Raw genomic sequence first — 21,270 nt, 5'->3', positions numbered from 1 at the left:
GCCAAGGGTGCCACGACGCTGTGGCCGGGGGCCTCTGGGCGGTAGCCCGGTGCCCCTGTGCCGTAGCGCTGGCTACTTGGTGCTGCCAGCTTCCGGCCCGGATCCGGGGGCGCTGCTGGCGGTAGTTTGGGTGGACTCGGAGCCGGAATCCGACGCTACGCCGGCGTGTGACTCCTCGGCCGTTTCCGTTGGCTCAGCAGTATGGCCCGGATCGCTTTGGTTATTCCGGAGATTACCATGCGCACCGGTATCTGAGACAGATCCGTCCGCATCATGGTCCGCCGGACCGGTCACAATTGTGCTGTTCGTCTCATCGTCCGCAGCATTTGTGTCAACGCCGGCGGACTCATCTCCGCCGCCAGCCACTGCAGGTTCGCGGCCGGGAAGGTACGCGGTGTCCGGCACTGGCCTGCCGCGCAGGCTCAGGACGATGAAGACGATGATCGCTGCGACGAACACGAAGATGCTCGTCCACACGTTGAGCCGTGTGGTGATGCCGAAGAGGCTGATCTGTTCTGCGTCGTCAATCCGCAGGGCTTCGATCCACACGCGGCCAAGCGTGTAGTAAATGGCGTACAGCCAGAAGAGCCTGCCCCGGCGGAAGTGGAACCGGCGGTCCAGGACAAGGAGGATCGCGACGCCGATGAGGTTCCAGAGGGATTCGTAAAGGAACGTCGGGTGGAACAGAGTGCTGCTGGGCATCCCGGCAGGGAAGTTCGGGCTATTGGGATCGATCTGCAGTCCCCAAGGCAGGGTGGTGGGGCCGCCGAAGAGTTCCTGGTTGAACCAGTTCCCCCAGCGCCCGATCGCCTGGGCCAGCAGCAGGCCGGGGGCCGCGGCGTCCAGGAATGCAGTGAGCTTGACGCCGGAGCGGCGGCAGCCCAGCCAGGCACCGAAAACGCCGAGAACCACGGCGCCCCAGATGCCCAGGCCACCCCGCCAGATCTGCGGTATTAGGGAGAGGTCGCCGGTGCCGTTGAAGCCAGGGCCGAAATACGCGTCGGGCGAGGAGAAGACATGGTAAAGACGGCCGCCCACAATGCCGAACGGGATCGCCCAGATCGCGATGTCCCAGAGGCTGCCTTCGGGCGTCCCGCGACGCTTCCAGCGCACGGCTGTGAGCCAAAGTCCCAGGATGATACCCAGGAGAATGCACAGGGCATACGCGTGGATGCGGAGAGACCCCCACGGAAGCGGAATATCGAATCCGGACCATGAGGGGCTCGGAAGGCTCATGGGAGCCATTGCCGCGGCGTGGAGGAGACTCTGCATTGTCTACGCTTTTCCTTTTTCTAGGCCTGCGCTGTTGCCCGGCCAAGGCCGGCGCTGAGGTTCTTGGTGAGTTGCGCGACGGCGTCAACGCCGCCGTCGCGAATGGCCGCAACCAGCGCGGTACCGACGATCACGCCGTCCGCGTAAGCGGCGATCTCGCGGACATGGTCCGCGGTGGAGACTCCGAGCCCGACACAAACCCGTTCGGCGCCGGCCGCATGTGTGTCTGCCACAACCTTCTCCGCGGCGCTGCTGACGGACTGCCGGGCCCCGGTGACACCCATGATGGACACGGCATAAACAAAGCCGCGGCTTGCCTTCACCGTCATGGCCAGGCGTTCCGGCGTGGACGACGGTGCCACGAGGAACACCCGGTCCAATCCATACTTGTCCGATGCCGCAAACCATTCTGCAGCTTCGTCCGGAATGAGGTCCGGCGTGATGAGCCCTGCTCCCCCGGCTTCGGCCAGCCTGCGCGAGAACTCGTCGACGCCCATGCGCATCACGGGGTTCCAATAGGTCATGACGAGCACTGCGGCGTCCGTGGCGGCGGTGATGCCTGCCACTACGTCGAAGACGCTGGCCACGCGGAAGCCGTTGGCGATTGCCTCTGTGGTGGCGGCCTGGATGACCGCGCCGTCCATGACCGGGTCCGAGTACGGGATGCCGATTTCAATGAGGTCTGCACCGTTGCGCGCCATGGCAATTCCGGCATCGATGCTGGACTGCACGTCCGGGTAGCCTGCGGGCAGGTATCCGATCAACGCGGCCCGGCCCTGTTCCTTGGCGCGGTCGATCGCGGCCGCGGACTTGCTGGTCATCTGCTCAGTCATCAGTTCTGGTCCTCGCTTGCTTCGTCAGGGCTGATCTCAAGATTGCTGCGATCCCCCGGACCCTTGGGCTTGCGGGTGGAAAGCGTAGTGCCCTTGACGTTGCCGTCTTCATCCAGCATGTCGAACCACGCCGCCGCCGTCTCCACGTCCTTGTCGCCACGCCCGGACAGGTTCACGATGATGATCGTGTCCGCGGGGCTCTCCTTGCCCTCGTTGAGCCGTTTGCCCACCTTGATGGCACCGGCGAGGGCGTGCGAGGACTCGATGGCCGGGATAATGCCCTCGGTCCGGCAAAGCAAGCGGAACGCGTCCATGGCCTCGGTGTCCGTGATGGGCTCGTACGTCACGCGGCCAATGTCCGCGAGGTAGGAGTGCTCCGGACCGACGCTCGGGTAGTCCAGTCCGGCGGAAATCGAGTGCGATTCGATGGTCTGACCGTCTTCGTCCTGCATGAGGTAGGACCGTGCACCGTGCAGCACACCGGGGCGTCCGAGAGTAATGGCGGCGGCGTGGCGGCCGGTTTCGACACCTTCGCCGCCTGCCTCGAACCCGTAGATCTTCACGGAAGCGTCGTCCAGGAAACTGTGGAAGATTCCGATGGCATTGGAACCGCCCCCGATGCAGGCACAGACGGCGTCGGGCAGCCTGCCCGTCTGCTCCAGGATCTGCGCGCGGGCTTCCTCACCGATGACTTCGTGAAAGAAGCGCACCATCGCCGGGAACGGGTGGGCTCCAGCCGCGGTGCCCAGCAGGTAATGCGTGTTGTCCACGTTGGAGACCCAGTCGCGCAGGGCGTCGTTGATGGCGTCCTTGAGCGTCTGTGAACCGTTGGTCACGGGAACCACGGTGGCGCCCAGGAGTTGCATGCGGGCCACGTTGAGGGCCTGCCGACGGCAGTCCTCAGCGCCCATGTAAACCACGCATTCCAAGCCGAGGAGCGCAGCAGCGGTGGCACTGGCAACGCCGTGCTGGCCGGCGCCGGTCTCGGCGATGACGCGCGTCTTGCCCATGCGCTTGGCGAGCAAAGCCTGGCCGAGGACGTTGTTGATCTTGTGGGATCCGGTGTGGTTCAGGTCTTCGCGCTTGAGGAAAATGCGCGCCCCGCCGGCGTGTTCGGAAAAGCGCTTCGCCTCGGTGAGCAGTGACGGCCGGCCGGAGTAGTTCTTGTTGAGGTCCTTCAGCTGGGCAAGGAACGCAGGATCGGCCTTGGCTTTCTCGAACGTGTCCTGGACTTCATCCAGGGCGGCAATGAGGGACTCAGGCATCCAGCGTCCGCCATATGAGCCGAAGTACGGCCCTGCAGCGTTGCGCAGCGAGGCTCCGCCTTGTAGGAATGCGTCGGCCGCATTCTCTTCCGAGTTGGCTGTCGGTGCGTCCACCATCAGTCTCACCGTCCTGTTCAGTTGGTAGTTGAGTTTTTCCGGGAGCCGCAGGACAGCAACCAGCCGCGTTGTCCGCCGCTGACTTTGTCCACGCTGCGAGTCAGGACTGTCTCAGGTCCTGACGGCCATGGCGGCAGCTCCGGCCGCCTTGAATTCGCTGATTCGCTCCCGAGGGGTGGAGTCGCTCACAAGCGCCTCGCCCACCAGAATCGCGTGGGCGCCATTCCCTGCGTAGTGCGCGACGTCATCGGCGTTCCGCACGCCGGACTCGGCCACGACCACCGCTCCCGCAGGAATGTTTCCGGCGAGGGAGGCAAACAAAGAACGGTCGACGTCGAGCGTCTTGAGATTGCGGACGTTCACCCCGATGATCCGCGCCTGGGCCGCGGCAGCACGCTCGATTTCGTCGAGTGTGTGCGTTTCCACCAGGACATTCATGCCTAGCTCGTGGCTCAATGCGCTGAACTCCTGCAACTGTGCATCGGAAAGCGCCGCGACGATCAGCAGGATGAGATCCGCGCCGTGGGCGCGGGCTTCCCAGATCTGGTATTCGTCGACCGTGAAGTCCTTGCGCAACAGCGGAATGTCGACGGCGGCCCTGACGGCGTCCAGGTCCGCCAAGGAGCCGTTGAAGCGCCGTTGTTCGGTGAGGACGCTGATCACAGAGGCGCCGCCGTCGGCGTACTGCACTGCAAGTGCAGCCGGATCAACTATGGTCGCGAGATCGCCCTTGGAGGGGCTGCGGCGCTTGATTTCAGCGATGACCTTCAGATCGTCTCGGCTGGTTGACGGGCCGCCCAAGGCAGCCCATGCATCCAACGCCGGTGCCGTAGAAGCGGCATGATCTTTCAGCTCGTCGAGGCCAACAAGGCGGCGGCGTGCCTCCATGTCCTCCCTGACACCGACGATGATGTCATCAAGAACGGTCACAGTCAGTGGCCGGCGTTCTTCAGCTTGCTGCCGTCGACGCCGTAGCCCGCCTTGCGCATGGCCCAGCCGGCAATCAGGCCGGCGAACATGACAACGATGCCGGCGATGAAAATGGGGGTGCTGGCTATAACAAAGGCGACGGAGGACACCAGTGCCCCTACCAGCATGACAATCACGCAGGTCCACGCGGCCGGGCTGTTGCCGTGGCCGATGGCGTCGCTGTGGCTCGCAGCGGTCACAGGGGCCTTGCTAGCGGACACTGTGGTTTTGCTCATGTGAAAATCTCCTCAGGATGAATACTGCTTACATTCTGCCATTTATTGACCGCACCCGGGACATCGTCCGACGTCCGGACAGTCGAGTCTTACGTGGGGTCTTCTCCGCGCGAGAGGCTGTCCCAGCTGTCGATCTCGTCGACGGGACCGGAACCCGCGCGCGCTGCCCGGCTGGCGACGTCGTACTTGGTGCGCGCCTTCCAGCGCCGGCCGGCGAGCGGCAGTAGGCCGCCACACAAAGCCAGCAAACCGGCAGCCACGACGGCGAGAATCGGGAACACTGTGGACGACGCGGCCGCCCGGCCACCCGAGATGCCGGTAGTTGCCGCAATAGTTCCTTGCGCCGCACCGAGGGGGTCGGCCAAGACCGTGGCTGCGGCAACGATGATGCCTGCGGAGGCAAGCACAATGATCGTTGCGATGATCCAGCGCGAAACCTTGCCGGCAATGGATGATGCCAGGCCTCCGGCGAGGGCCACGAGCGCCAGCGCGGTCACCGCAGTTGCGGCTTTGCTCCCCTGAACGTGGAGATCGGCATTCGCCGCAGCCGCGGGGTCAAGCCGGACGTCGATCCAGCTCTGCGTCGTGGTCCCGAAAACCGCAAGGGCGAGGATTGCCATGCCGAGCACCACGTTGGCCTTGCGGGCCCACACGGGAGGCTTTGCGGCCGGCGTCTGAGTGGCTGCAGCGCTCACGGGGTGGGGTTCCCGTCGGCAGTGTCAGTGGAACCCACGTCGGCGGACACCGCGTCCGGTAAAATGTTGTGGAGCGATCCGGCGGTGTGCACGGCACGCAAGGGGGCCGCCGCCTTATTGACGGTCTCGAGTGCCTCGGACGGCTTGTGGGAATCGGCCACAATGCCACCGCCGGCCTGGACGTAGGCCCGCCCCTCGCGCAACAGGGCCGAACGGATGGCGATAGCCATGTCCATGTCGCCTGCGAAGTCCAGGTAACCCACCACTCCGCCGTAGATGCCACGGCGGTGCGGTTCGAGTTCGTCCAGGAGGCGTAGTGCGCGCGGCTTGGGTGCACCGGAAAGCGTGCCGGCGGGGAAGGTCGCCTTCAGCACGTCGTACGCCTTGGCGCCGGGAGCCAATTCACCGACCACCGTGGACACCAAGTGCATGATGTGGCTGAAGCGTTCTACCTCCATGAACTGCGTGACATCCACGGTTCCGGCAACGCAGACCTTGGAGAGGTCGTTGCGGGACAGGTCCACAAGCATCAAGTGCTCCGCACGTTCCTTCTGGTCCGCGAGCAGTTCGGTGGCCAGCGCCTTGTCGGCCTCAACGGTCTTGCCGCGGGGCCGGGATCCGGCAATCGGGTGCGTGATGACTTCGTTGCCGGTCACTGTCACAAGCGCCTCCGGAGAAGAGCCGACAATCGTGTATTCACGGCCATCGGCGTCTTCAAGGCTGAAGAGGTACATGTACGGGCTCGGGTTGGTGTTGCGCAGCACGCGGTACACATCCAGCGGGTCCGCGGCGCACTCCATTTCGAAGCGGCGCGAGATGACCACCTGGAAGACTTCGCCGTCGACGATCGCTTCCTTGCCGCGATCGATCGCGTTGAGGTACTCCTGCTCGTCCCAGCGTTCCTGCACGCTGGACGCGAAGTCCAGGGCTTCGGATTGCAACACGGACACAGGCTGCTTCACGGGCGTGCTGATCTTGTCCAGCAGTCCCTTAACCCGGGCCACGGCGTCATGCCAGGCTTCGTCCACGCGCTCGGAGCTGTTGTCGAAGTTGATCGCGTTGGCAATCAACAGGACGGTGCCATCCATGTTGTCGTGGACGGCCATGTCGGTGACGAGGTTCAGGGCCATTTCCGGCAAATGGAGGTCGTCCTCCGGCGGGCTGGTCAACTTCTCCCAGTGCCGGACTGTTTCCCATCCGAGGAAACCGACAAGGCCCGAGGTGAACGGAGGAAGATCCGGAAAGCGATCGGTCCGCAGGGCCGCTACGGTGTCTCGGACTGCGTCGACGGGACTGCCGTCTACCGGCACACCAACGGGAGGCTCGCCGATCCAGTGCGCCTGGCCGTCCTTGCTGGTCAACGTGGCACGGGAACGGGCACCGATGAACGAATAGCGGGACCATGCTCCGCCGACGGCCGCCGATTCCAGGAGGAAGGTGCCCGGCTGGCCCTGGGCCAGCTTGCGGTAGAGCCCGATGGGAGTCTCGGCGTCGGCCAGTACCCTGAGCCGGACCGGGATGACCCGGCTGTGTGCGGCGAGTTCGCGGAACTCCTCCAGGCCCGGGCTGATGATTCCAAGGTCCTGCATGGTTAGTGTTCTCCGCCTCTTCTTGTGTGCTGCCTAAAGTGGATGGTAGGTAGTGGTCTAGTCCCGCTCGCCTGTTACGGCGGCGAGGCTCCGGTCATCGAAGCATGTGCGCGTACCGGTGTGGCAAGCGGCTCCTACCTGATCGACGCGGACCAGGAGGGCGTCGCCGTCGCAGTCCAAGGCCACCGACTTGACGAACTGAACGTGCCCGGAGGTGTCTCCCTTGCGCCAGTACTCCTGGCGGGAGCGGGAGAAGAACGTGACGCGGCCGGTGGTCAGGGTTCGATGCAACGCTTCGTCGTCCATCCAGCCGAGCATCAGCACCTCGTCAGTGTCGAACTGCTGGATGATCGCTGCCACGAGGCCGGCGGAATCGCGCTTGAGCGCGGCGGCCAACTCATGAGGGAGCGGACTTCCGGGCTCGACGACGGGCTCCGCGGCGGAAGCGGCAGCGGGCGTGGCTTGGGGTGTTGACTGCTCAGACATCAGATCAAGTCTAGTGCCTCATGTAGACCCGAAATTCAGTGGCGGTTCCACTGCGCAACAGAGGGCGTCTCGTGCTAGTTTCACAAGTGATGCATTTCGTCGATCCCTCCCGCGAAGTACTGGCCGAAACACTCCTGGCGGCCGGACCTGACTCCCCCACGCTCTGCGAAGGGTGGCTGACGAGGGACCTCGCGGCACACCTTTACCTGCGGGAGCGCAAAGCGGCCGTCGGTATCGGCCTGCTCGTCAAGAGCCTTGCCAGGGCTTCGGACAAGGCCACGGCCAAACTGGCCTCCAAGCTCAAGACCACCGAAGATTACGCCGAGCTGGTGAACACTTTCCGCTCAGGGCCGCCTGCCTTGTCTCCCCTCAAGATCAAGGCCCTCGACGAGTCCTCGAACCTCATTGAATATTTCGTGCACACGGAAGACATTCGCCGGGCCGGAGACCGTTGGGCGCCGCGGGCCCTTGATGAGGAATACTCGGACGCTTTGTGGGACGAATTGATCAAGCGTGCTGCCATTCTCTACCGCGGCGTGGATCTCGGGATCGTGTTGGTCCGCCCCTCCGGTCCCCGCCATGTTGCCAAGCGTGCTCCCGTATCCGTCGCCATCGTAGGCGAACCCGGTGAACTCCTGATGCACGCCCACGGCCGCACGCATCACGCCCTGGTCACGTTTGAAGGCCAGCCGGACGCCGTCGCGCTTCTCCAGTCAGCCGAAGTCGGCCTCTAAGCCGCCGCTAAACCCAACTAGCTCGCAGTTGTTGACGTTATGAGGGCGGCAAAGTCAACTGGTCAGAGCAACGCTGGGGTTTAGGCTGCCTGCAGCAGCTGGTTGAGCCGGTTGGCTGGGGTTTGCAGGTTGAGGGTGGGCCGTGGCCGGCGGTTGAGTTTCGCGGCGACCCGGCGGAGATCCTCCGGGGTGTGAGCGGAGAGGTCCGAGCCTTTCTCGAACCAGAATCTCAGGAGCCGGTTGGTGTTTTCGTTGGTCCCGCGCTGCCAGGGCGAGTGCGGGTCGCAGAAGTAGAGCGTGGTGTCGAGCGCGGTTTGGATCCTCGCGTAGTCGGCGAGTTCCGTGCCGCGGTCCCAGGTGATCGACCGTCGCAGGTGGTCCGGGAGGTTGCCCATCTCCCGGATCATCGCGGTAGCGACGGTCTCGGCGCTGTGGTTCCCGGGGAGGTGGAGCAGGATCGTGAACCGGGTCGAGCGTTCCACAAGGGTGCCGATCGCGGTCCCGTTGGAGCCGATGATGAGGTCGCCTTCCCAATGCCCTGGGACGGCCCGGTCCTGGGCCTCCGCCGGGCGTTCACTGATCTTGAACGCCTCCTTGTAGGGGCTGTTCTTGGTCCTGTCCGCGGCGTGGGGAACCCGCTGCTTCCGTTTCAGGCTGAGCTTTTCGGCCAGATCTGCCCGCAGGATCCCGCGGGATTGGACGTACAGCGCCTGGTAGATCGTCTCGTGGCTCACCTGCATAGTCTGATCATCGGTGAAGTAAAACACCAACATCGATGAAATCAGTTTCGGGCTCCACCCGTCGTCCATCCAGACCGCTATCAGCCGGCACAGATCCTCGTTCTCGACAAGCTTCAGCGGCTTGGGCCGGCGCCGGTTCTGATGCGCCTTAGCGTGGGCGGTCGACGCATGATAAACCCCGTCCTCCCCGGTGTGCCGCTTCACCTCCCGCCAGACCACCGACTTGTCCCGGCCAATCGCCTCCCCAATATCCGCGTAGCTCAGCCCGCACCGGCGGCCCATCTGGATCATCCCCCGATCGTCCAAAGTCAATGCCCGGCCACCCGGACCGTCCGCCGTCGGCGCCGGATCAGCAAGACCCCCGACGCGGCCCATGTTCACAGTCATCATGAGGCCAGACTGGGACCACCAGGTTCCCCCGGTCCGATGTGTGGTCCCGACGCGCCGGGAAGCCGCGAGAATCGACATCCCACCACACACCAAGTCCACAAACTCGTTGCGGGCACTCTGAGGAAATGACCTGACCATAAAACGCTCCATCAATCAGAGCGTTGCTACGACCATATGACTTTGCCGGCTCAAAACGACGTTAACTGCGAGTTAGTTGGGGCTGGAACCCTCTAGCGGACCAGGAAGCCTGCTTCGCGAATCGCTGCCTTGACCTGGGCGATCATGTCGTCCGGACCGAAGTGGAACACCGAGGCTGCCAGTACGGCGTCGGCACCCGCTTCTACTGCGGGCGGGAAATGCGCCGGTTCTCCCGCGCCCCCGGATGCGATGATCGGGATGTGCACGGCTGCGCGGACCAGGCGGATGAGTTCGAGGTCGAAGCCGTCTTTGGTGCCGTCAGCGTCAATGGAGTTCAGGAGGATCTCCCCCACTCCGCGGTCCGCGGCTTCCTTGGCCCAGGCAATGGCGTCGATCCCGGTGCCCTGGCGTCCACCGTGGGTGGTCACCTCGAAGCCGGAAGCCGTGGGCTCGGAGCCAGGCCTTGTCCGCCGGGCGTCCACCGACAAGACAAGCACTTGCGATCCGAAGTGGCGGGTGATCTCGTCAATGACGTCCGGGCGCGCGACGGCGGCCGTGTTGATGGAGGCCTTGTCCGCGCCGAAGCGCAGGAGCTTGTCCACTTCGGCCACGCCGCGGACGCCACCGCCGACGGTCAGCGGGATGAAGACTTCCTCGGCGGTGCGGCGAACGACGTCGAACGTGGTTTCGCGGTTGCCCGAAGACGCCGTGACATCAAGGAACGTGAGTTCGTCCGCCCCGGCGTTGTCATAGCGGTGCGCCAGTTCGACGGGGTCTCCCGCGTCGCGAAGGCCCTCGAAATTGATGCCCTTGACGACACGGCCGGCATCGACATCTAGGCAAGGGATGACCCGTATTGCTACAGCCATTGCTACTCCTGGATTGTCTCGTGTCAGATGCGGCAGGCGTGGATGCTGCTGACCAGGATGGCGCGGGCGCCGAGGTCGTACAGCTCGTCCATGATCCGGTTGGTTTCCTTTTTCGGAACCATGGAACGGACGGCAACCCACTCGGAGTCGCGCAGCGGAGACACAGTGGGTGATTCGAGGCCCGGCGTCAGCGTGGCTGCTTCCTCTACGAGGTCCTTGCGGATGTCGTAGTCCATGAGCACGTATTGGCGGGCGACGAGCACACCCTGCAGGCGCCGGATGAGGACCTCGATCTCCTTCGCGGTGCCGTTCGCGGCGCCACCCTCGCCGGTGCGGCGGATCAAGACGGCTTCAGACTTGAGGATGGGCTCGCCGAAGATTTCCATGCCGGCGGCTTTGAGCGTGTTGCCGGTTTCGACGACGTCGGCGATCGCGTCAGCGACGCCGAGACGCACGGAAGACTCAACGGCGCCGTCGAGGCGGACGACCTTGGCTTTGACGCCGCGCTCGGCGAGGTAGTCGCGTAGGAGGCCGTCGTAGCTGGTGGCGAGGCGCTTGCCTTCGAGCTGCTCGACGCGGGAAAAGTCACCGACTGGGCCGGCGAAGCGGAACGTGGAAGCGGCAAAACCGAGGGGAAGCAGTTCTTCGGCTTCCACCTGCGCGTCGAGCAGGAGGTCACGGCCGGTGATCCCGACGTCGAGGGTTCCCTGGCCGACATACACGGCGATGTCGCGGGGGCGGAGGAAGAAGAATTCAATGTCGTTGTCGGGATCGACCATGACCAATTCGCGGGTATCGCGGCGCTGGCGGTATCCCGCCTCGGACAGCATCGCGGAGGCGGCTTCGGACAGGGATCCCTTGTTGGGAACGGCTACTCGCAGCATGAGGGGACTTTCTTGGGGAGTGGAAGGGGATGTTTCAGGCATTGTGCCCACGGCACTGATCTCAGAAGGACACCGTATGGTGGGCGCGGGGGCCACGCTGGGGCTCCGGTGGGACCTCGTTAGGTCCTGCGGAGCGGACGTGGCTAGAGATGCTTGTAAACGTCTTCCAGGCCCAGACCCTTGGCGAGCATCAAGACCTGCAGGTGGTAGAGCAACTGGGAGATTTCCTCGGCCGCGGCTTCATCGGATTCATACTCTGCAGCCATCCAGACTTCGGCTGCTTCCTCCACGACTTTCTTGCCGATGCCGTGGATTCCGGAGTCCAATTCGGCGACGGTGCGGGAGCCTGCCGGACGGGTCGCTGCCTTTTCGCTCAGTTCTGCGAACAGCGTCTCGAAATTCTTCACGCCCTACAGCCTACTTGCTTGGGGCCGGAGACCGCCTGTCCGGGCATTGCATGACGAAAGGGATGTGAGCGAACGCACAATATACGTCGGCACGCCCACATCCCTTTCGTCTATTTGCTACGCGTACTGCTTGAGTGTCAAAGCCGTCGCCAGCGCCGCGGTCACGGCTTCGTGCCCTTTGTCCTCGGACGAGCCTTCCAGACCGGCGCGGTCCAGTCCTTGCTGCTCGGTGTCACACGTGAGCACACCGAAGCCCACCGGCACGCCTGTGCGGACGCTGACTTCGGTGAGTCCCGACGTCGCCGCCTGGCACGCGTAGTCAAAGTGCGGCGTCCCGCCGCGGATGACGACGCCGAGGGCAACGACGGCGTCAAAGTGCGGCGCGAGCCGTGCCGCCGCGACTGGCAGCTCAAAGGATCCCGGGACGCGCAGCACGGTGGGCTCGGCGATGCCGGCTTCCTTCGCAGCGCGCAGTGCCCCGTCGAGAAGTCCGTCCATGATCTGGGTATGCCAGCTGGCAGCGACGATGGCAAGCTTCAGCTGTTGGGTTTCCTCGCGGTCGAGGGTAGCGAGGTCGATGGTGGGGGCGCCGTGTCCGCTCATGGGTGTGTGGTATTCCGTTCAGTCTTGGTAGTGCAGTTCAGTCTTGCTAGTGCAGTTCAGTCTTGCTCGAGGTCAAAAGTGCCGGCAGCTGCATGGGTACCGGCCGGTTCAGTGTCACCGAGGGTCAGGCGGTGGTCCATGCGGTCCTTCTTGGTCTGAAGGTAGCGAAGGTTTTCTTCACGGGACGGAACCTCGGTGGGCACCATCTCGACAACCTTCACGCCGGCCGCGGCAAGCCTGTTCTGCTTGTCCGGGTTGTTGCTCAGGAGGCGGATTTCGTGAAGGCCCATTTCGGCAAGGATCTGGGCAGCAGCTTTGTAGCAGCGGGCGTCCACCGGCAGCCCGAGCTGCTCGTTGGCCTCGACCGTGTCGAATCCGGCCTCTTGCAGTGCGTAGGCCTTGATTTTGTTGGCCAGGCCGATGCCGCGGCCTTCCTGTCCGCGCAGGTAGAGCAGGGTGCCCCCCTCTTCGCGGATCAGCTCGAGGGCGTAGGCCAGCTGTTCGCCGCAATCGCAGCGGTACGAGCCGAAAACGTCGCCCGTGAGGCACTCCGAGTGAAGGCGCACGAGCGGGGCTTTGCCCGCACGCGGCGCTTTCGGGGAACTCACGGCCAGGTGCTCCGCACCGGTGGCAAGGTCGGTCCACGCTTGTGCCACGAACTCACCGAAGGCGGTGGGTAGCTGGACAATCGGGCCGCCGCTCACGGGATGCGGTGCGCGCGCGTGCGTGCCGCCGTCGTGCGTTGTCGCTGTGGTCATCGCTGCTCCTCGTTTCCTGCCGGAATTGCAACCTGGTGCTCGGCCTCCGACGCTACAACATAAGCCACGAGGTCTTCGATCGAAATCAAAGGGCACCCATGCTCGGCAGCGAACTCCCGGAGGCTATCCAGGCGCATCATTTCACCATCGTCATGAACTAACTCGGCGATCACGCCCACCGGGGCAAGCCCCGCAAGCCGGCAAAGATCAACTGCCGCCTCGGTATGTCCCGGACGTTCACGCACTCCCCCTTAACGGCACGGAGTGGAAAAATATGCCCGGGACGCGTGATCGAGGACGGAGTGCTGCTGGAATCGGCCAGGATCCGGGCCGTCAGGGCCCTGTCCGTGGCGGAGATACCGGTGCTCACTCCCAAAGCGGCATCACAGGACACCGTGTAGGCCGTGCCCTTGGCGTCTTCATTGACCAGGACCATGGGCGGCAGCGCCAGGGCATCAGCCCGCGAACCCTCAAGGGGAACGCAAATGACTCCTGAGCTGTAGCGGATGGTCCAGCCCATGAGGGCAGGCGTCGCGTGTTCGGCGGCGAAGATGATGTCGCCTTCGTTTTCGCGGTCTTCATTGTCCACAACAATGACCGGACGGCCGGCAGCCATGGCCTGAACGGCCTTTTCAACGGGGTCCAGCCCCTGGCGCACCACGGTGGTGCTGCCGTTGTGTGCGGCGCTCACTGGGCAGCTCCGCCGGCAGTTGCCGGCGAACGGAAGGACAGCAGGCGCTCGGTGTATTTCGCGAGGACGTCCACCTCAAGGTTGACGCGGCCGCCTGTGGCCTTGGCCCCGAGCCCGGTTTCGTCCAGCGTGGTGGGAATGAGTCCCACTTCAAACCAGGGGTTCTCTTCTTCGGCCGGGCTGACGGCGGTGACGGTGAGTGAAACGCCGTCGACGGCGATCGACCCCTTTTCGGCGATGTACCGTGCCAGCGGGGCCGGCACGGCGAAGCGGAGGCGGTCCCAGTTGCCCAGCGACTCGCGCTCCAGAAGATGCCCGACGCCGTCGACGTGGCCCTGTACGACGTGGCCGTCCAAGCGGCCGCCGGCTTGGACACATCGTTCGAGGTTCACGGTGTCACCCGCGGCCAGTTCGCCGATGGTGGTGCGGACGAGGGTTTCGCCCATGACGTCAACGCTGAACTCCCGGCCGTCGATGTCCGTGGCGGTAAGGCACACGCCGTTGACCGCGATGGAGCCGCCCAAGCCAAGCCCTTCGGTGGTGCTGGGGGCCATGAGGCGCAGCGTAGCGCTGGCCTCGCCGTCGTGCTCGACGGACAGGACCGTGCCTTGTTCAGCAACGATTCCGGTAAACATCAGTGTCCTCCTGTGGTGGTGTCCGAGGCGTCCTTGCCCGGAAATGGTTCGTGGTGTTCGGTGTGCGACTTCGTCCACGCCGGTTTGTTTCCATCCGACGGGCCGGACCTCAGATGCAGCCGGAGGTCGCGGCCCAGTGCATGGACCGCACCGCCACCGGCGTCGTCCCAGTTCCAGTGCTGGGCGTCTGCGAGGGTGGAGATGCCGAGATCCGTCAGGGCCGGCGTACCGGAGCCCAACAAGGTCGGCGCAAGATAGACGATCAATTCATCCACAAGGCCAGCGGCAAGGAAGGCGCTCAGGATGCGGGAGCCGCCTTCCACCATGACGTGCCGGACGCCTTCGGCGAAGAGCAACTCCAAAGCTTCGGAAGGGTCGCGGGTCGGCAAATGGACGAACTTCCCGTCAGTCCCCCGCACGGCGGCGTCCGCCGGGACCTCCCGTAGACCCATCACGGCCCGGAGTGGCTGGCTTGGCGATTCATCGCCGTTCTCTTCCCGTGCCGTCAGCCGCGGGTTGTCCACCAGGACGGTTTCGGTACCCACCAGAATGGCGTCGATCAAGCGGCGCAGTCCGTGGTTGTCGGCCAACGATTCCGGACTGGAGATCCATTGGCTGGTCCCGTCCGCGGCCGCGATCCTGCTGTCCAGGGTCTGGGCAATGTGAAGAGTGACGAACGGACGCCTCGCCTCCACCGCATTGAACCACTCCCGGTTCAGCTTCAAGGCCTCGGCGGCGGCCAGCCCGGACCGCACGTCCACACCGGCAGCGCGCAGCCTCGCGGCCCCTCCCGCTGCCGGATCGTGGGGGTCGTCCACGGCGTAAACCACTCGCGATACGCCGGCGTCGATGATCGCCTGGGTGCACGGTCCCGTGCGGCCCACGTGGTTGCAGGGCTCCAAGGTGACCACCATGGTGGTTCCGGCGAGGTCGAGGCCTCTTGCCTCCGCTTTGGTGATCGCGTCCGCCTCGGCGTGGGGGGTGCCGGCGCCCCGGTGGTAGCCCGTGATGAGTTGCTCTCCCTTGGGCCCGAGCACTACTGCTCCCACCAAGGGATTGGCGCCACGGTGTCCCCGGAGGGCCACGTGGAGTGCGGTCTCCATGGCCGCCGACTCAGCTTCCGAAAATTTCGGGTTAATGGCATCGCTCATGAGAGGGCTCCTGCGGTTTCCGGCTCGGCTGTTGCCCTGAGCGGCTGGCTTTCCCGTCGGTCCGCACGCCACCAGACGAAGAATCCGGCGAGTGTGAAGAACCCGTAAAAGAGATACATAAACGCACTGGCAAAGTAGCCCGCGCTGAAAAGCAGCGGAACTCCGACAATGTCCACGGCAACCCAGATCAACCAGAATTCGGTCCAGCCGCGCGCCATCCCATACGTTGCCAAGAGTGAACCCATAAAGGTCCAGGCATCAGCCCACACGGGCGGGTAGGAGCCCATGGAATCAAAGACGGGGGTGAGTGCGGCTGTTCCGGCAATCATGGCGGCCAGCATTCCGATCCGCACTTTGGGGCTTGCCCAGCCGGGCACAATGGCGTGGCCGTGGGTGCCTGCTTGGAGGCCTTGGCGCCAGCGGTACCAGCCGTAGGCGGCGACGCTGATGAACATGATCTGTCGTCCGGCCTGGCCCCAGAGGGTTGCCGGTGAGGCGGCACCGAAGACGTTGCCAAGAAAGACGGTCAGCAGGAGCACGTTGCCTGCGATCCCGATGGGCCATGCCCAGACTTTGCGGCGCATGCCGCCCAGGGCGCTGGCGAGCCCGAAAATATTGCCTAGCACTTCGCGAAGAACAAGCACAGATCCGCCTACGGGAATCTGTGCTTCGAAGAGCCATCGCAGAAAGTCCATGTCGTTCCTTCCCTCGAATGCCGCGATGGCTCCGGGGGTGTACGACAGCGCGATGCCGGGCGCACGGAGCGCCCAAAGCATGACTGTACGTGCTTCTCCCATCCAGACTTTAACTGTCGGTACCGGAATTCCACCAGTTCAACCGTCCGCCGCCGTGATTCCCGTGAAGGAAACGCGATGGCTCGCGGGTCGCGGACTATAACCGCCGGTTCGGAATTACACCGACCCCGGAGCACGTATGTGTATTGCTATTCTGACACAACTGGAGGAATGGCTGATGTATTCCCCGACCAATATGCAGGCAATTGCGTCATTGTTGTCACATTGCCGCGGTGCCGGTCACATTGCCGCGAGGCCGGCGGCGCGGAGCCGCTCAATAGCGGCAGCGGGGTCCGCATGGCCGTAGACGGCGGATCCGGCGACGAACACATTTGCGCCGGCTTCGGCTGCCCGGACAATCGTCTCCTCCGTGACGCCGCCATCAACCTGGATTGCGACGCCGATACCGGAGCCGTCGATCGCCGCACGCGCGCGCCGGATCTTGGGAAGCGTGACGTCCAGGAAGGATTGTCCGCCGAAGCCCGGTTCCACGGTCATGATGAGGAGCATGTCCAGTTCGCTGAGCATGTCCAGGTATGGTTCCACTGGCGTTGCCGGGCGAAGGGCCATACCTGCCTTCGCACCGCGGGCACGGAGCTCACGGGCGAGCTTGATGGGAGCCATCGCCGCTTCCGCATGGAAGGTCACGGAGGCCACGCCGGCGTCAGCGTAGGCCGGCGCCCAGCGGTCGGCGTCGGCGATCATCAAGTGGGCGTCGAGCGGGACCGGGCTCACAGCCTGGATCCGCTCCACAACCGGCAGGCCGAGCGTCAGGTTCGGGACAAAATGGTTGTCCATCACATCGACGTGGACGGCGTCGGCGTTGCTGATTCTCTTCAGCTCGGCTTCCAGGTTCACGAAGTCCGCGGACAGGATGCTCGGGTTGATACAGCACTCAGTCAAGGCAGTTCCCTCAGTGTTGGTGGCGGTCTGATGGTTTTGGCAATTCTCCAGCTTAAGCACGCGGGACTTTCAGCCGCGGAAAGGCGCCGAAGGTTACGGCTTCTTCCGGATCAGTGCCAGGAACATCGCATCGGTTTGATGCACGTGCGGCCACAATTGGGCGGTCAACTCGTGCCCGGCGCCCAGGTTGCCGCTCAGGCTGACAGCGTCCAGGGCCGCGCCTGCGTCGATCTGCTCCAGGTCGTCCCGCTTGCGCAGGACATCGCTGACGACGGCGGTGGTTTCGGCCGGGTGCGGGGAGCACGTCACGTAGGCCACTACTCCGCCCGGTTTGACGGCGTCGATGGCCGAGTTGAGCAATTCACGCTGCAAAGGACCGAGATCGGCAAGGTCCTTGGGGGTCCGGCGCCAGCGTGATTCGGGGCGGCGGCGTAGCGCGCCCAGGCCGCTGCAGGGAACGTCGACCAACACCCGGTCGAAGGCTTCCGGTTGTTCCTTGCCAACGTCGCGACCGTCGCCTACCCGCACGGTCCAGGCGTCCGCCGGAACCGCCGAGAGGGCTTGGCTGACCAGCTTCGCCCGGTGTTCTGCCGGTTCATTGGCCAAGAGGCTCGCACCTTCCTGGCGGGCGAGGGCGGCCAGGAGCGCGGCCTTGCCACCGGGCCCGGCGCAAAGGTCCAGCCACTTCTCGCCGTCCTTGGCGCCCCGTCCGAGGTCCACGGCCGCGACGGCGCGGGCTACCAACTGGGATCCGACGTCCTGGACGCGCGTGGTGCCTTCGCGGATGGAGGACATGCGCCCGAGGTCTCCACCGCTGGACAGCGCCGAGTCGATGACGAGTCCGCCGGAAATGGCCCCGTTCTCCAGGGCTTCATCAAGATTGCCGATGCCGGGAAGCGCCACGAGGTTCACCACAGGGGCAGCGTTGTCGGCCTCGAGCAGTTCGGTGATTTCGCTCGCGGGACGGCCATGCATGACGAGCGACTGGCGCAGCGCCCTGACAATCCATTCCGGGTGCGCATGGCGTACGGAAGCGATCCGGGTCTCGTCGGTCTCGTTTTCCAGCAGGTGGTCGAGCCACTCCGGCAGGGTCCTGGCGGTGACTTTTCGGAGCACCGCGTTGATGAGCGACGACGGGCCCGCTCCGATGACCGCGCGGGCCAGCCCGACAGTCTGGTCGAGTGCGGCGTGGGCAGGAACGCGCATCGCGAGCAATTGGTGGGCACCAAGTCTCAACGCATCAAGGACTGCCGGATCGAGTTGGGCGAGCGGCCGGTCGACGCACTCGGCCAGGACGGCGTCGTACATCCCCTGGCCGCGCAGTGCCCCGTAGCTCAGCTCGGTGGCGAATCCGGCGTCGCGCTTGTCGAGGTGATGGTGGCGGATCCGGGACGGCAGCACGAGGTTGGCGTATGCGTCTTCCGAGGCGACTGCGCGGAGAACTTCGAACGCCACCAGTCGTGCCGGATCCGCTCGCCGGGTCCGCTGGGACGGTGCATTAGCGGAAAAACCGCGCTGCGGACCCCGGTTGCGTTCACGGCCTTGGGCGTTGCGGATGCTCTCGCCGCGGGGACCGCGGTTGCCGTGGCCCCCGCCGTCCCTGTTCCCGCTGTTGTTGGGGCCGCGCCGGCCGGACTCACTCATTCGAATTCCACGCTTTCTGGTGTTGCCAAACCACGGGCCCAATCGGCCGACGGCATCATCTTCTTGCCTGCTGGCTGGACCCGCCCGAGCTGCACTGCATGGGATCCGGTCCCGACAAGGACGTTCTTGCCGTCGACCCGGATCCGACCCGGCGCAAGATCGCGGGTGTCCGGGCGCATGCCCACCGGTTCGAGCTTGACCCGTTGCCCGTCGAGCATGGTCCAGGCTCCGGGTTCCGGCGTGACTCCGCGGGACCTGCGGTGGATGGCGAGGGCTGGTTGCGTCCAGTCGAGCCGGCCGTCGTCGAGCGTCAGTTTGGGCGCCAGCGAGACATCGCCCTGTTGGGGCTGGGGCGCCGCTTTTCCGGCTTCGACGGCCGAGAGCGTCTGGCTCAGCAAGACCGCGCCGCTGAGCGAGAGCCGCTCCAGCAAGTCGCCCGCGGTGTCATCGGGCCGCACGGTTTCCGTCAAGGTCCCGAAGACGGGTCCGGTGTCGAGTCCCTCCTCAAGGAGAAAGGTGGCCGCTCCGGTGATGTCGTCACCTGCGATGACTGAACGCTGCACCGGGGCGGCGCCCCGCCACGCAGGGAGGAGGGAGAAGTGGAGGTTGATCCAGCCAAGGCGCGGCACGCCAAGGGCGGCCTTCGGGACAAGGCCCCCGTAGGCCACAATCGCGGCGACGTCCGGCTCATATGACGCGATCCGCTCCGTGGTGGCGGCGTCCACCTTCGATGCGTGGATGATGTCGATACCAAGTTCGGCCGCACGTGCTGCCACGGGGGACGGCGTCAGGACACGTTTACGGCCGGTAGGCGCATCCGGCCTGGTCAGCACAGCCACGATCTCGAATCCGGCCTCGATCAGCGCGTCAAGGGAAGGGACCGCTACGGCCGGGGTGCCGGCGAAGAGCACCCTCATTCGGCAGCCCCGAAACTGCCGAAGCTGGAGCCCACCGTGTTGGCCCGCTTGGCGGTGGTTTGTTCAGTGACGGAGTGGTAGTTCGCCGCGCGGATGGCCCGGAGGGCGGTTTTTCGGTCCTCCCCTTCGAGGCGGTCCGTGAAAAGGATCCCGTCCAGGTGGTCGGTTTCGTGCTGGAAACAGCGGGCGAGCATGCCCTCTGCCTCCACGGACACAGGGTTGCCATTCATGTCCACGCCGGTGGCGCGGGTGGTCCTGCGGCGGCGAACCGGGAACGCGAGCCCGGGAATGGAGAGGCAGCCCTCTACTTCGTCGGGCTGGAAGTCATCGCTGTTCTCGAGCACGGGGTTGATGATGTGGCCTTCCACGCCGCCGATCCGGTAGGTAAAGACCCGTTGGCTGACGCCGATCTGCGGGGCGGCGAGGCCGGCACCGTCCACGTCTTCCATGGTTTCGGTCATGTCCGACACGAGTTTGGCGAGCTCAGGCCCGAATTCCGTGACGGGATCAGCAACCGTGCGGAGCACGGGATCGCCGATGATACGGATACTCAAAATGGCCATGTGCTGTCTTTCCTCACGATCGGCAAAGCTTCGGTCCCCGCAAAAGGGGCCTAAGCCAGTTTAGTTGAGCCTGAGGGCGCCGCGGTGGCAGGGTACGACGGCGGAGCCACAGGCAGCAGCGCCGTTCCGGCAGCGGCAACATCGGCAGACATCTCCCACACCCGCTTCAAGGCGCAGAACTTCCACCAATGGTGCTTGAGAACGTCCGGATTGGCCCGCTGGGGACGCACTTCGGTCTCGCCGATGGCCACGGCAAGCAGAACAGGGTTCTCTCCGAATTTCCACGGCTCCCACTCACCTGCCACCGGATCCACAAGGCTTTCCTCGGCCTTCATCCCGGCCACCAATTGCATCACTACTTTGTCATCGAGGGCTTTAACGGTTCCATCGCGGGTGGTGCCCTTGGTCTTGTAGTCGATCAGGCAGATCCGGCCGTTGATTTTGGCCACGAGGTCCAGGGTCCCGGCGTAACCGACGCTTGAGTTCCACACAGTGATCTCGGGCGCAATGGGCTCCACGCGGTACAACTCCCACCATTCATCGAAGCGGGCCGCGAAGGCTTCCTCGCCGTTTGAAGCGAGCTCTTCGCGCGTCTCCTTCACTCGGTCCGGGCGTCCGAGTGCGCGGAGGGCCACTTGCTCACAGTAGTTATGCACGCGGTCGCCACGGCGTGCAGCGTCGTCCCGGTAAACCTCGGCCGCTTTGGCTGCCTTGTTGACAGCTTGCCGCATCTTGGCGGGACTGGAGAGATGCTGCGGGAGTTCCGGGTCTTTGGCCAGGCTGCTGGCACCCATGTAGCCGAACCAGCCGTCCAGGGAGTGGGCCTGCTGGCCGATCACCGTGGTGATGGAAGGAACCGAGAAGGACTCGGACGTGGACCGGGCATACATCCGGCCGTATTCGGTGGCATGGGCAAGCAGTGGATCTGTCATAGGAAAACTCTTTCACACACCGCTGACAAGAAGATGCGGGGCCATATCGCACCAC

General features: G+C 64.7%; 23 protein-coding genes, 1 pseudogene and 1 riboswitch. Of the genes and pseudogenes, 1 reads left to right on the top strand and 23 read right to left on the bottom strand.

The genetic code is table 11. The features are described from left to right. Nucleotides 1–72: 72 nt before the first annotated feature. The 8 genes from lgt to hisI form a co-directional block, all read right to left on the bottom strand. Nucleotides 73–1,272 carry a prolipoprotein diacylglyceryl transferase gene (gene lgt / locus ACX5I4_RS08755; RefSeq protein ID WP_461836326.1) on the bottom strand — a complete coding sequence of 400 codons (1,200 nt, stop codon included), beginning with the start codon at nucleotides 1,270–1,272 and terminating at the stop codon, nucleotides 73–75. A gap of 20 nt (nucleotides 1,273–1,292) precedes the next feature. Further along, nucleotides 1,293–2,105: a tryptophan synthase subunit alpha gene (gene trpA / locus ACX5I4_RS08750; RefSeq protein WP_461836325.1), complete on the bottom strand. Its 813-nt coding sequence runs from the start codon at nucleotides 2,103–2,105 to the stop codon at nucleotides 1,293–1,295. Next, a complete protein-coding gene (gene trpB / locus ACX5I4_RS08745; protein WP_461836324.1) occupies nucleotides 2,105–3,487 on the bottom strand; it encodes a tryptophan synthase subunit beta in 1,383 nt (460 codons plus the stop codon). The genes trpA and trpB overlap by 1 nt, the downstream gene beginning before the upstream one ends. A gap of 111 nt (nucleotides 3,488–3,598) precedes the next feature. Then, nucleotides 3,599–4,417, bottom strand: coding sequence for an indole-3-glycerol phosphate synthase TrpC (gene trpC / locus ACX5I4_RS08740; RefSeq protein ID WP_461836323.1), 819 nt, complete (start codon nucleotides 4,415–4,417; stop codon nucleotides 3,599–3,601). Nucleotides 4,418–4,419: 2 nt separating this feature from the next. Further along, the gene (locus ACX5I4_RS08735) at nucleotides 4,420–4,692 is read right to left on the bottom strand and encodes an HGxxPAAW family protein (protein ID WP_461836322.1); all 273 of its coding nucleotides are present in this window, start codon (nucleotides 4,690–4,692) and stop codon (nucleotides 4,420–4,422) included. Nucleotides 4,693–4,781: 89 nt separating this feature from the next. After that, nucleotides 4,782–5,387, bottom strand: coding sequence for a Trp biosynthesis-associated membrane protein (locus ACX5I4_RS08730; protein ID WP_461836321.1), 606 nt, complete (start codon nucleotides 5,385–5,387; stop codon nucleotides 4,782–4,784). Next, complete coding sequence (locus ACX5I4_RS08725) at nucleotides 5,384–6,976, bottom strand: anthranilate synthase component I (protein WP_461836320.1); 1,593 nt, start codon at nucleotides 6,974–6,976, stop codon at nucleotides 5,384–5,386. Before ACX5I4_RS08725 ends, ACX5I4_RS08730 begins: the two co-directional genes overlap by 4 nt. A 57-nt stretch (nucleotides 6,977–7,033) precedes the next feature. Next, complete coding sequence (hisI, locus tag ACX5I4_RS08720; protein ID WP_461836319.1) at nucleotides 7,034–7,462, bottom strand: phosphoribosyl-AMP cyclohydrolase; 429 nt, start codon at nucleotides 7,460–7,462, stop codon at nucleotides 7,034–7,036. Between the two features lie 89 nt (nucleotides 7,463–7,551). Between hisI and ACX5I4_RS08715 the strand changes: the two genes are divergently transcribed. Continuing rightward, a complete protein-coding gene (locus ACX5I4_RS08715; protein ID WP_461838679.1) occupies nucleotides 7,552–8,196 on the top strand; it encodes a TIGR03085 family metal-binding protein in 645 nt (214 codons plus the stop codon). An 80-nt stretch (nucleotides 8,197–8,276) separates the two neighbouring features. On the opposite strand, the gene ACX5I4_RS08710 is transcribed toward ACX5I4_RS08715, so the two are convergent. From ACX5I4_RS08710 to ACX5I4_RS08640, 15 genes and pseudogenes are all read right to left on the bottom strand, one after another. Next, entirely contained in the window at nucleotides 8,277–9,464 is a 1,188-nt protein-coding gene (locus ACX5I4_RS08710; RefSeq protein WP_461836318.1) for an IS30 family transposase, read from the bottom strand. Nucleotides 9,465–9,556: 92 nt separating this feature from the next. Beyond that, nucleotides 9,557–10,333, bottom strand: a complete 777-nt coding sequence (hisF, locus tag ACX5I4_RS08705) for an imidazole glycerol phosphate synthase subunit HisF (RefSeq protein WP_461836317.1) — start codon at nucleotides 10,331–10,333, stop codon at nucleotides 9,557–9,559. A 23-nt stretch (nucleotides 10,334–10,356) separates the two neighbouring features. Beyond that, the gene (hisG, locus tag ACX5I4_RS08700; RefSeq protein ID WP_461836316.1) at nucleotides 10,357–11,217 is read right to left on the bottom strand and encodes an ATP phosphoribosyltransferase; all 861 of its coding nucleotides are present in this window, start codon (nucleotides 11,215–11,217) and stop codon (nucleotides 10,357–10,359) included. Between the two features lie 143 nt (nucleotides 11,218–11,360). Continuing rightward, on the bottom strand, nucleotides 11,361–11,624 hold the full coding sequence (locus ACX5I4_RS08695; RefSeq protein WP_078105460.1) for a phosphoribosyl-ATP diphosphatase: 264 nt from the start codon (nucleotides 11,622–11,624) through the stop codon (nucleotides 11,361–11,363). A gap of 117 nt (nucleotides 11,625–11,741) precedes the next feature. Beyond that, complete coding sequence (ribH, locus tag ACX5I4_RS08690) at nucleotides 11,742–12,227, bottom strand: 6,7-dimethyl-8-ribityllumazine synthase (RefSeq protein ID WP_461836315.1); 486 nt, start codon at nucleotides 12,225–12,227, stop codon at nucleotides 11,742–11,744. A gap of 56 nt (nucleotides 12,228–12,283) precedes the next feature. Beyond that, complete coding sequence (gene ribA, locus ACX5I4_RS08685) at nucleotides 12,284–12,985, bottom strand: GTP cyclohydrolase II (RefSeq protein WP_461836314.1); 702 nt, start codon at nucleotides 12,983–12,985, stop codon at nucleotides 12,284–12,286. Further along, nucleotides 12,982–13,601 (bottom strand): annotated as a pseudogene (ribB, locus tag ACX5I4_RS08680) (3,4-dihydroxy-2-butanone-4-phosphate synthase). The gene ribA and the pseudogene ribB overlap by 4 nt, the downstream one beginning before the upstream one ends. 71 nt (nucleotides 13,602–13,672) lie before the next feature. Further along, entirely contained in the window at nucleotides 13,673–14,311 is a 639-nt protein-coding gene (locus ACX5I4_RS08675) for a riboflavin synthase (protein WP_461836313.1), read from the bottom strand. After that, entirely contained in the window at nucleotides 14,311–15,462 is a 1,152-nt protein-coding gene (ribD, locus tag ACX5I4_RS08670) for a bifunctional diaminohydroxyphosphoribosylaminopyrimidine deaminase/5-amino-6-(5-phosphoribosylamino)uracil reductase RibD (protein ID WP_461836312.1), read from the bottom strand. The genes ACX5I4_RS08675 and ribD overlap by 1 nt, the downstream gene beginning before the upstream one ends. Then, entirely contained in the window at nucleotides 15,459–16,157 is a 699-nt protein-coding gene (gene pnuC, locus ACX5I4_RS08665) for a nicotinamide riboside transporter PnuC (protein ID WP_284990753.1), read from the bottom strand. The genes ribD and pnuC overlap by 4 nt, the downstream gene beginning before the upstream one ends. An 85-nt stretch (nucleotides 16,158–16,242) precedes the next feature. Then, a riboswitch (FMN riboswitch) is annotated at nucleotides 16,243–16,397 on the bottom strand. A gap of 99 nt (nucleotides 16,398–16,496) precedes the next feature. Then, nucleotides 16,497–17,159: a ribulose-phosphate 3-epimerase gene (rpe, locus tag ACX5I4_RS08660; protein ID WP_234750213.1), complete on the bottom strand. Its 663-nt coding sequence runs from the start codon at nucleotides 17,157–17,159 to the stop codon at nucleotides 16,497–16,499. Between the two features lie 93 nt (nucleotides 17,160–17,252). Continuing rightward, the gene (locus ACX5I4_RS08655; RefSeq protein ID WP_461836311.1) at nucleotides 17,253–18,803 is read right to left on the bottom strand and encodes an RsmB/NOP family class I SAM-dependent RNA methyltransferase; all 1,551 of its coding nucleotides are present in this window, start codon (nucleotides 18,801–18,803) and stop codon (nucleotides 17,253–17,255) included. Next, nucleotides 18,800–19,720 (bottom strand): methionyl-tRNA formyltransferase, encoded by a 921-nt coding sequence (gene fmt / locus ACX5I4_RS08650; RefSeq protein ID WP_461836310.1) that lies wholly within the window; start codon nucleotides 19,718–19,720, stop codon nucleotides 18,800–18,802. Before fmt ends, ACX5I4_RS08655 begins: the two co-directional genes overlap by 4 nt. After that, nucleotides 19,717–20,283: a peptide deformylase gene (gene def, locus ACX5I4_RS08645; protein WP_461836309.1), complete on the bottom strand. Its 567-nt coding sequence runs from the start codon at nucleotides 20,281–20,283 to the stop codon at nucleotides 19,717–19,719. Before def ends, fmt begins: the two co-directional genes overlap by 4 nt. Before the next feature lie 50 nt (nucleotides 20,284–20,333). Continuing rightward, complete coding sequence (locus tag ACX5I4_RS08640; RefSeq protein WP_461836308.1) at nucleotides 20,334–21,215, bottom strand: cytochrome; 882 nt, start codon at nucleotides 21,213–21,215, stop codon at nucleotides 20,334–20,336. Nucleotides 21,216–21,270 lie beyond the last annotated feature (55 nt).

It is taken from the genome of Arthrobacter sp. MMS24-S77, from assembly GCF_054888235.1.
Note: the sequence above shows the minus strand (reverse complement) of the source record. Positions and strands in the feature narration are given on the sequence as shown.

Excerpts from the sequence above, each read along its gene's own strand:
- lgt (WP_461836326.1), bottom strand. The coding sequence starts at position 1,272 with ATGCAGAGTCTCCTCCACGCCGCGGCAATGGCTCCCATGAGCCTTCCG.
- trpA (WP_461836325.1), bottom strand. The coding sequence starts at position 2,105 with ATGACTGAGCAGATGACCAGCAAGTCCGCGGCCGCGATCGACCGCGCC.
- trpB (WP_461836324.1), bottom strand. The coding sequence starts at position 3,487 with ATGGTGGACGCACCGACAGCCAACTCGGAAGAGAATGCGGCCGACGCA.
- ACX5I4_RS08735 (WP_461836322.1), bottom strand. The coding sequence starts at position 4,692 with ATGAGCAAAACCACAGTGTCCGCTAGCAAGGCCCCTGTGACCGCTGCG.
- ACX5I4_RS08725 (WP_461836320.1), bottom strand. The coding sequence starts at position 6,976 with ATGCAGGACCTTGGAATCATCAGCCCGGGCCTGGAGGAGTTCCGCGAA.
- hisI (WP_461836319.1), bottom strand. The coding sequence starts at position 7,462 with ATGTCTGAGCAGTCAACACCCCAAGCCACGCCCGCTGCCGCTTCCGCC.
- ACX5I4_RS08715 (WP_461838679.1), top strand. The coding sequence starts at position 7,552 with ATGCATTTCGTCGATCCCTCCCGCGAAGTACTGGCCGAAACACTCCTG.
- ACX5I4_RS08710 (WP_461836318.1), bottom strand. The coding sequence starts at position 9,464 with ATGGTCAGGTCATTTCCTCAGAGTGCCCGCAACGAGTTTGTGGACTTG.
- hisF (WP_461836317.1), bottom strand. The coding sequence starts at position 10,333 with ATGGCTGTAGCAATACGGGTCATCCCTTGCCTAGATGTCGATGCCGGC.
- hisG (WP_461836316.1), bottom strand. The coding sequence starts at position 11,217 with ATGCTGCGAGTAGCCGTTCCCAACAAGGGATCCCTGTCCGAAGCCGCC.
- ribH (WP_461836315.1), bottom strand. The coding sequence starts at position 12,227 with ATGAGCGGACACGGCGCCCCCACCATCGACCTCGCTACCCTCGACCGC.
- ribA (WP_461836314.1), bottom strand. The coding sequence starts at position 12,985 with ATGACCACAGCGACAACGCACGACGGCGGCACGCACGCGCGCGCACCG.
- ACX5I4_RS08675 (WP_461836313.1), bottom strand. The coding sequence starts at position 14,311 with ATGTTTACCGGAATCGTTGCTGAACAAGGCACGGTCCTGTCCGTCGAG.
- ribD (WP_461836312.1), bottom strand. The coding sequence starts at position 15,462 with ATGAGCGATGCCATTAACCCGAAATTTTCGGAAGCTGAGTCGGCGGCC.
- pnuC (WP_284990753.1), bottom strand. The coding sequence starts at position 16,157 with ATGGACTTTCTGCGATGGCTCTTCGAAGCACAGATTCCCGTAGGCGGA.
- ACX5I4_RS08655 (WP_461836311.1), bottom strand. The coding sequence starts at position 18,803 with ATGAGTGAGTCCGGCCGGCGCGGCCCCAACAACAGCGGGAACAGGGAC.
- fmt (WP_461836310.1), bottom strand. The coding sequence starts at position 19,720 with ATGAGGGTGCTCTTCGCCGGCACCCCGGCCGTAGCGGTCCCTTCCCTT.
- def (WP_461836309.1), bottom strand. The coding sequence starts at position 20,283 with ATGGCCATTTTGAGTATCCGTATCATCGGCGATCCCGTGCTCCGCACG.
- ACX5I4_RS08640 (WP_461836308.1), bottom strand. The coding sequence starts at position 21,215 with ATGACAGATCCACTGCTTGCCCATGCCACCGAATACGGCCGGATGTAT.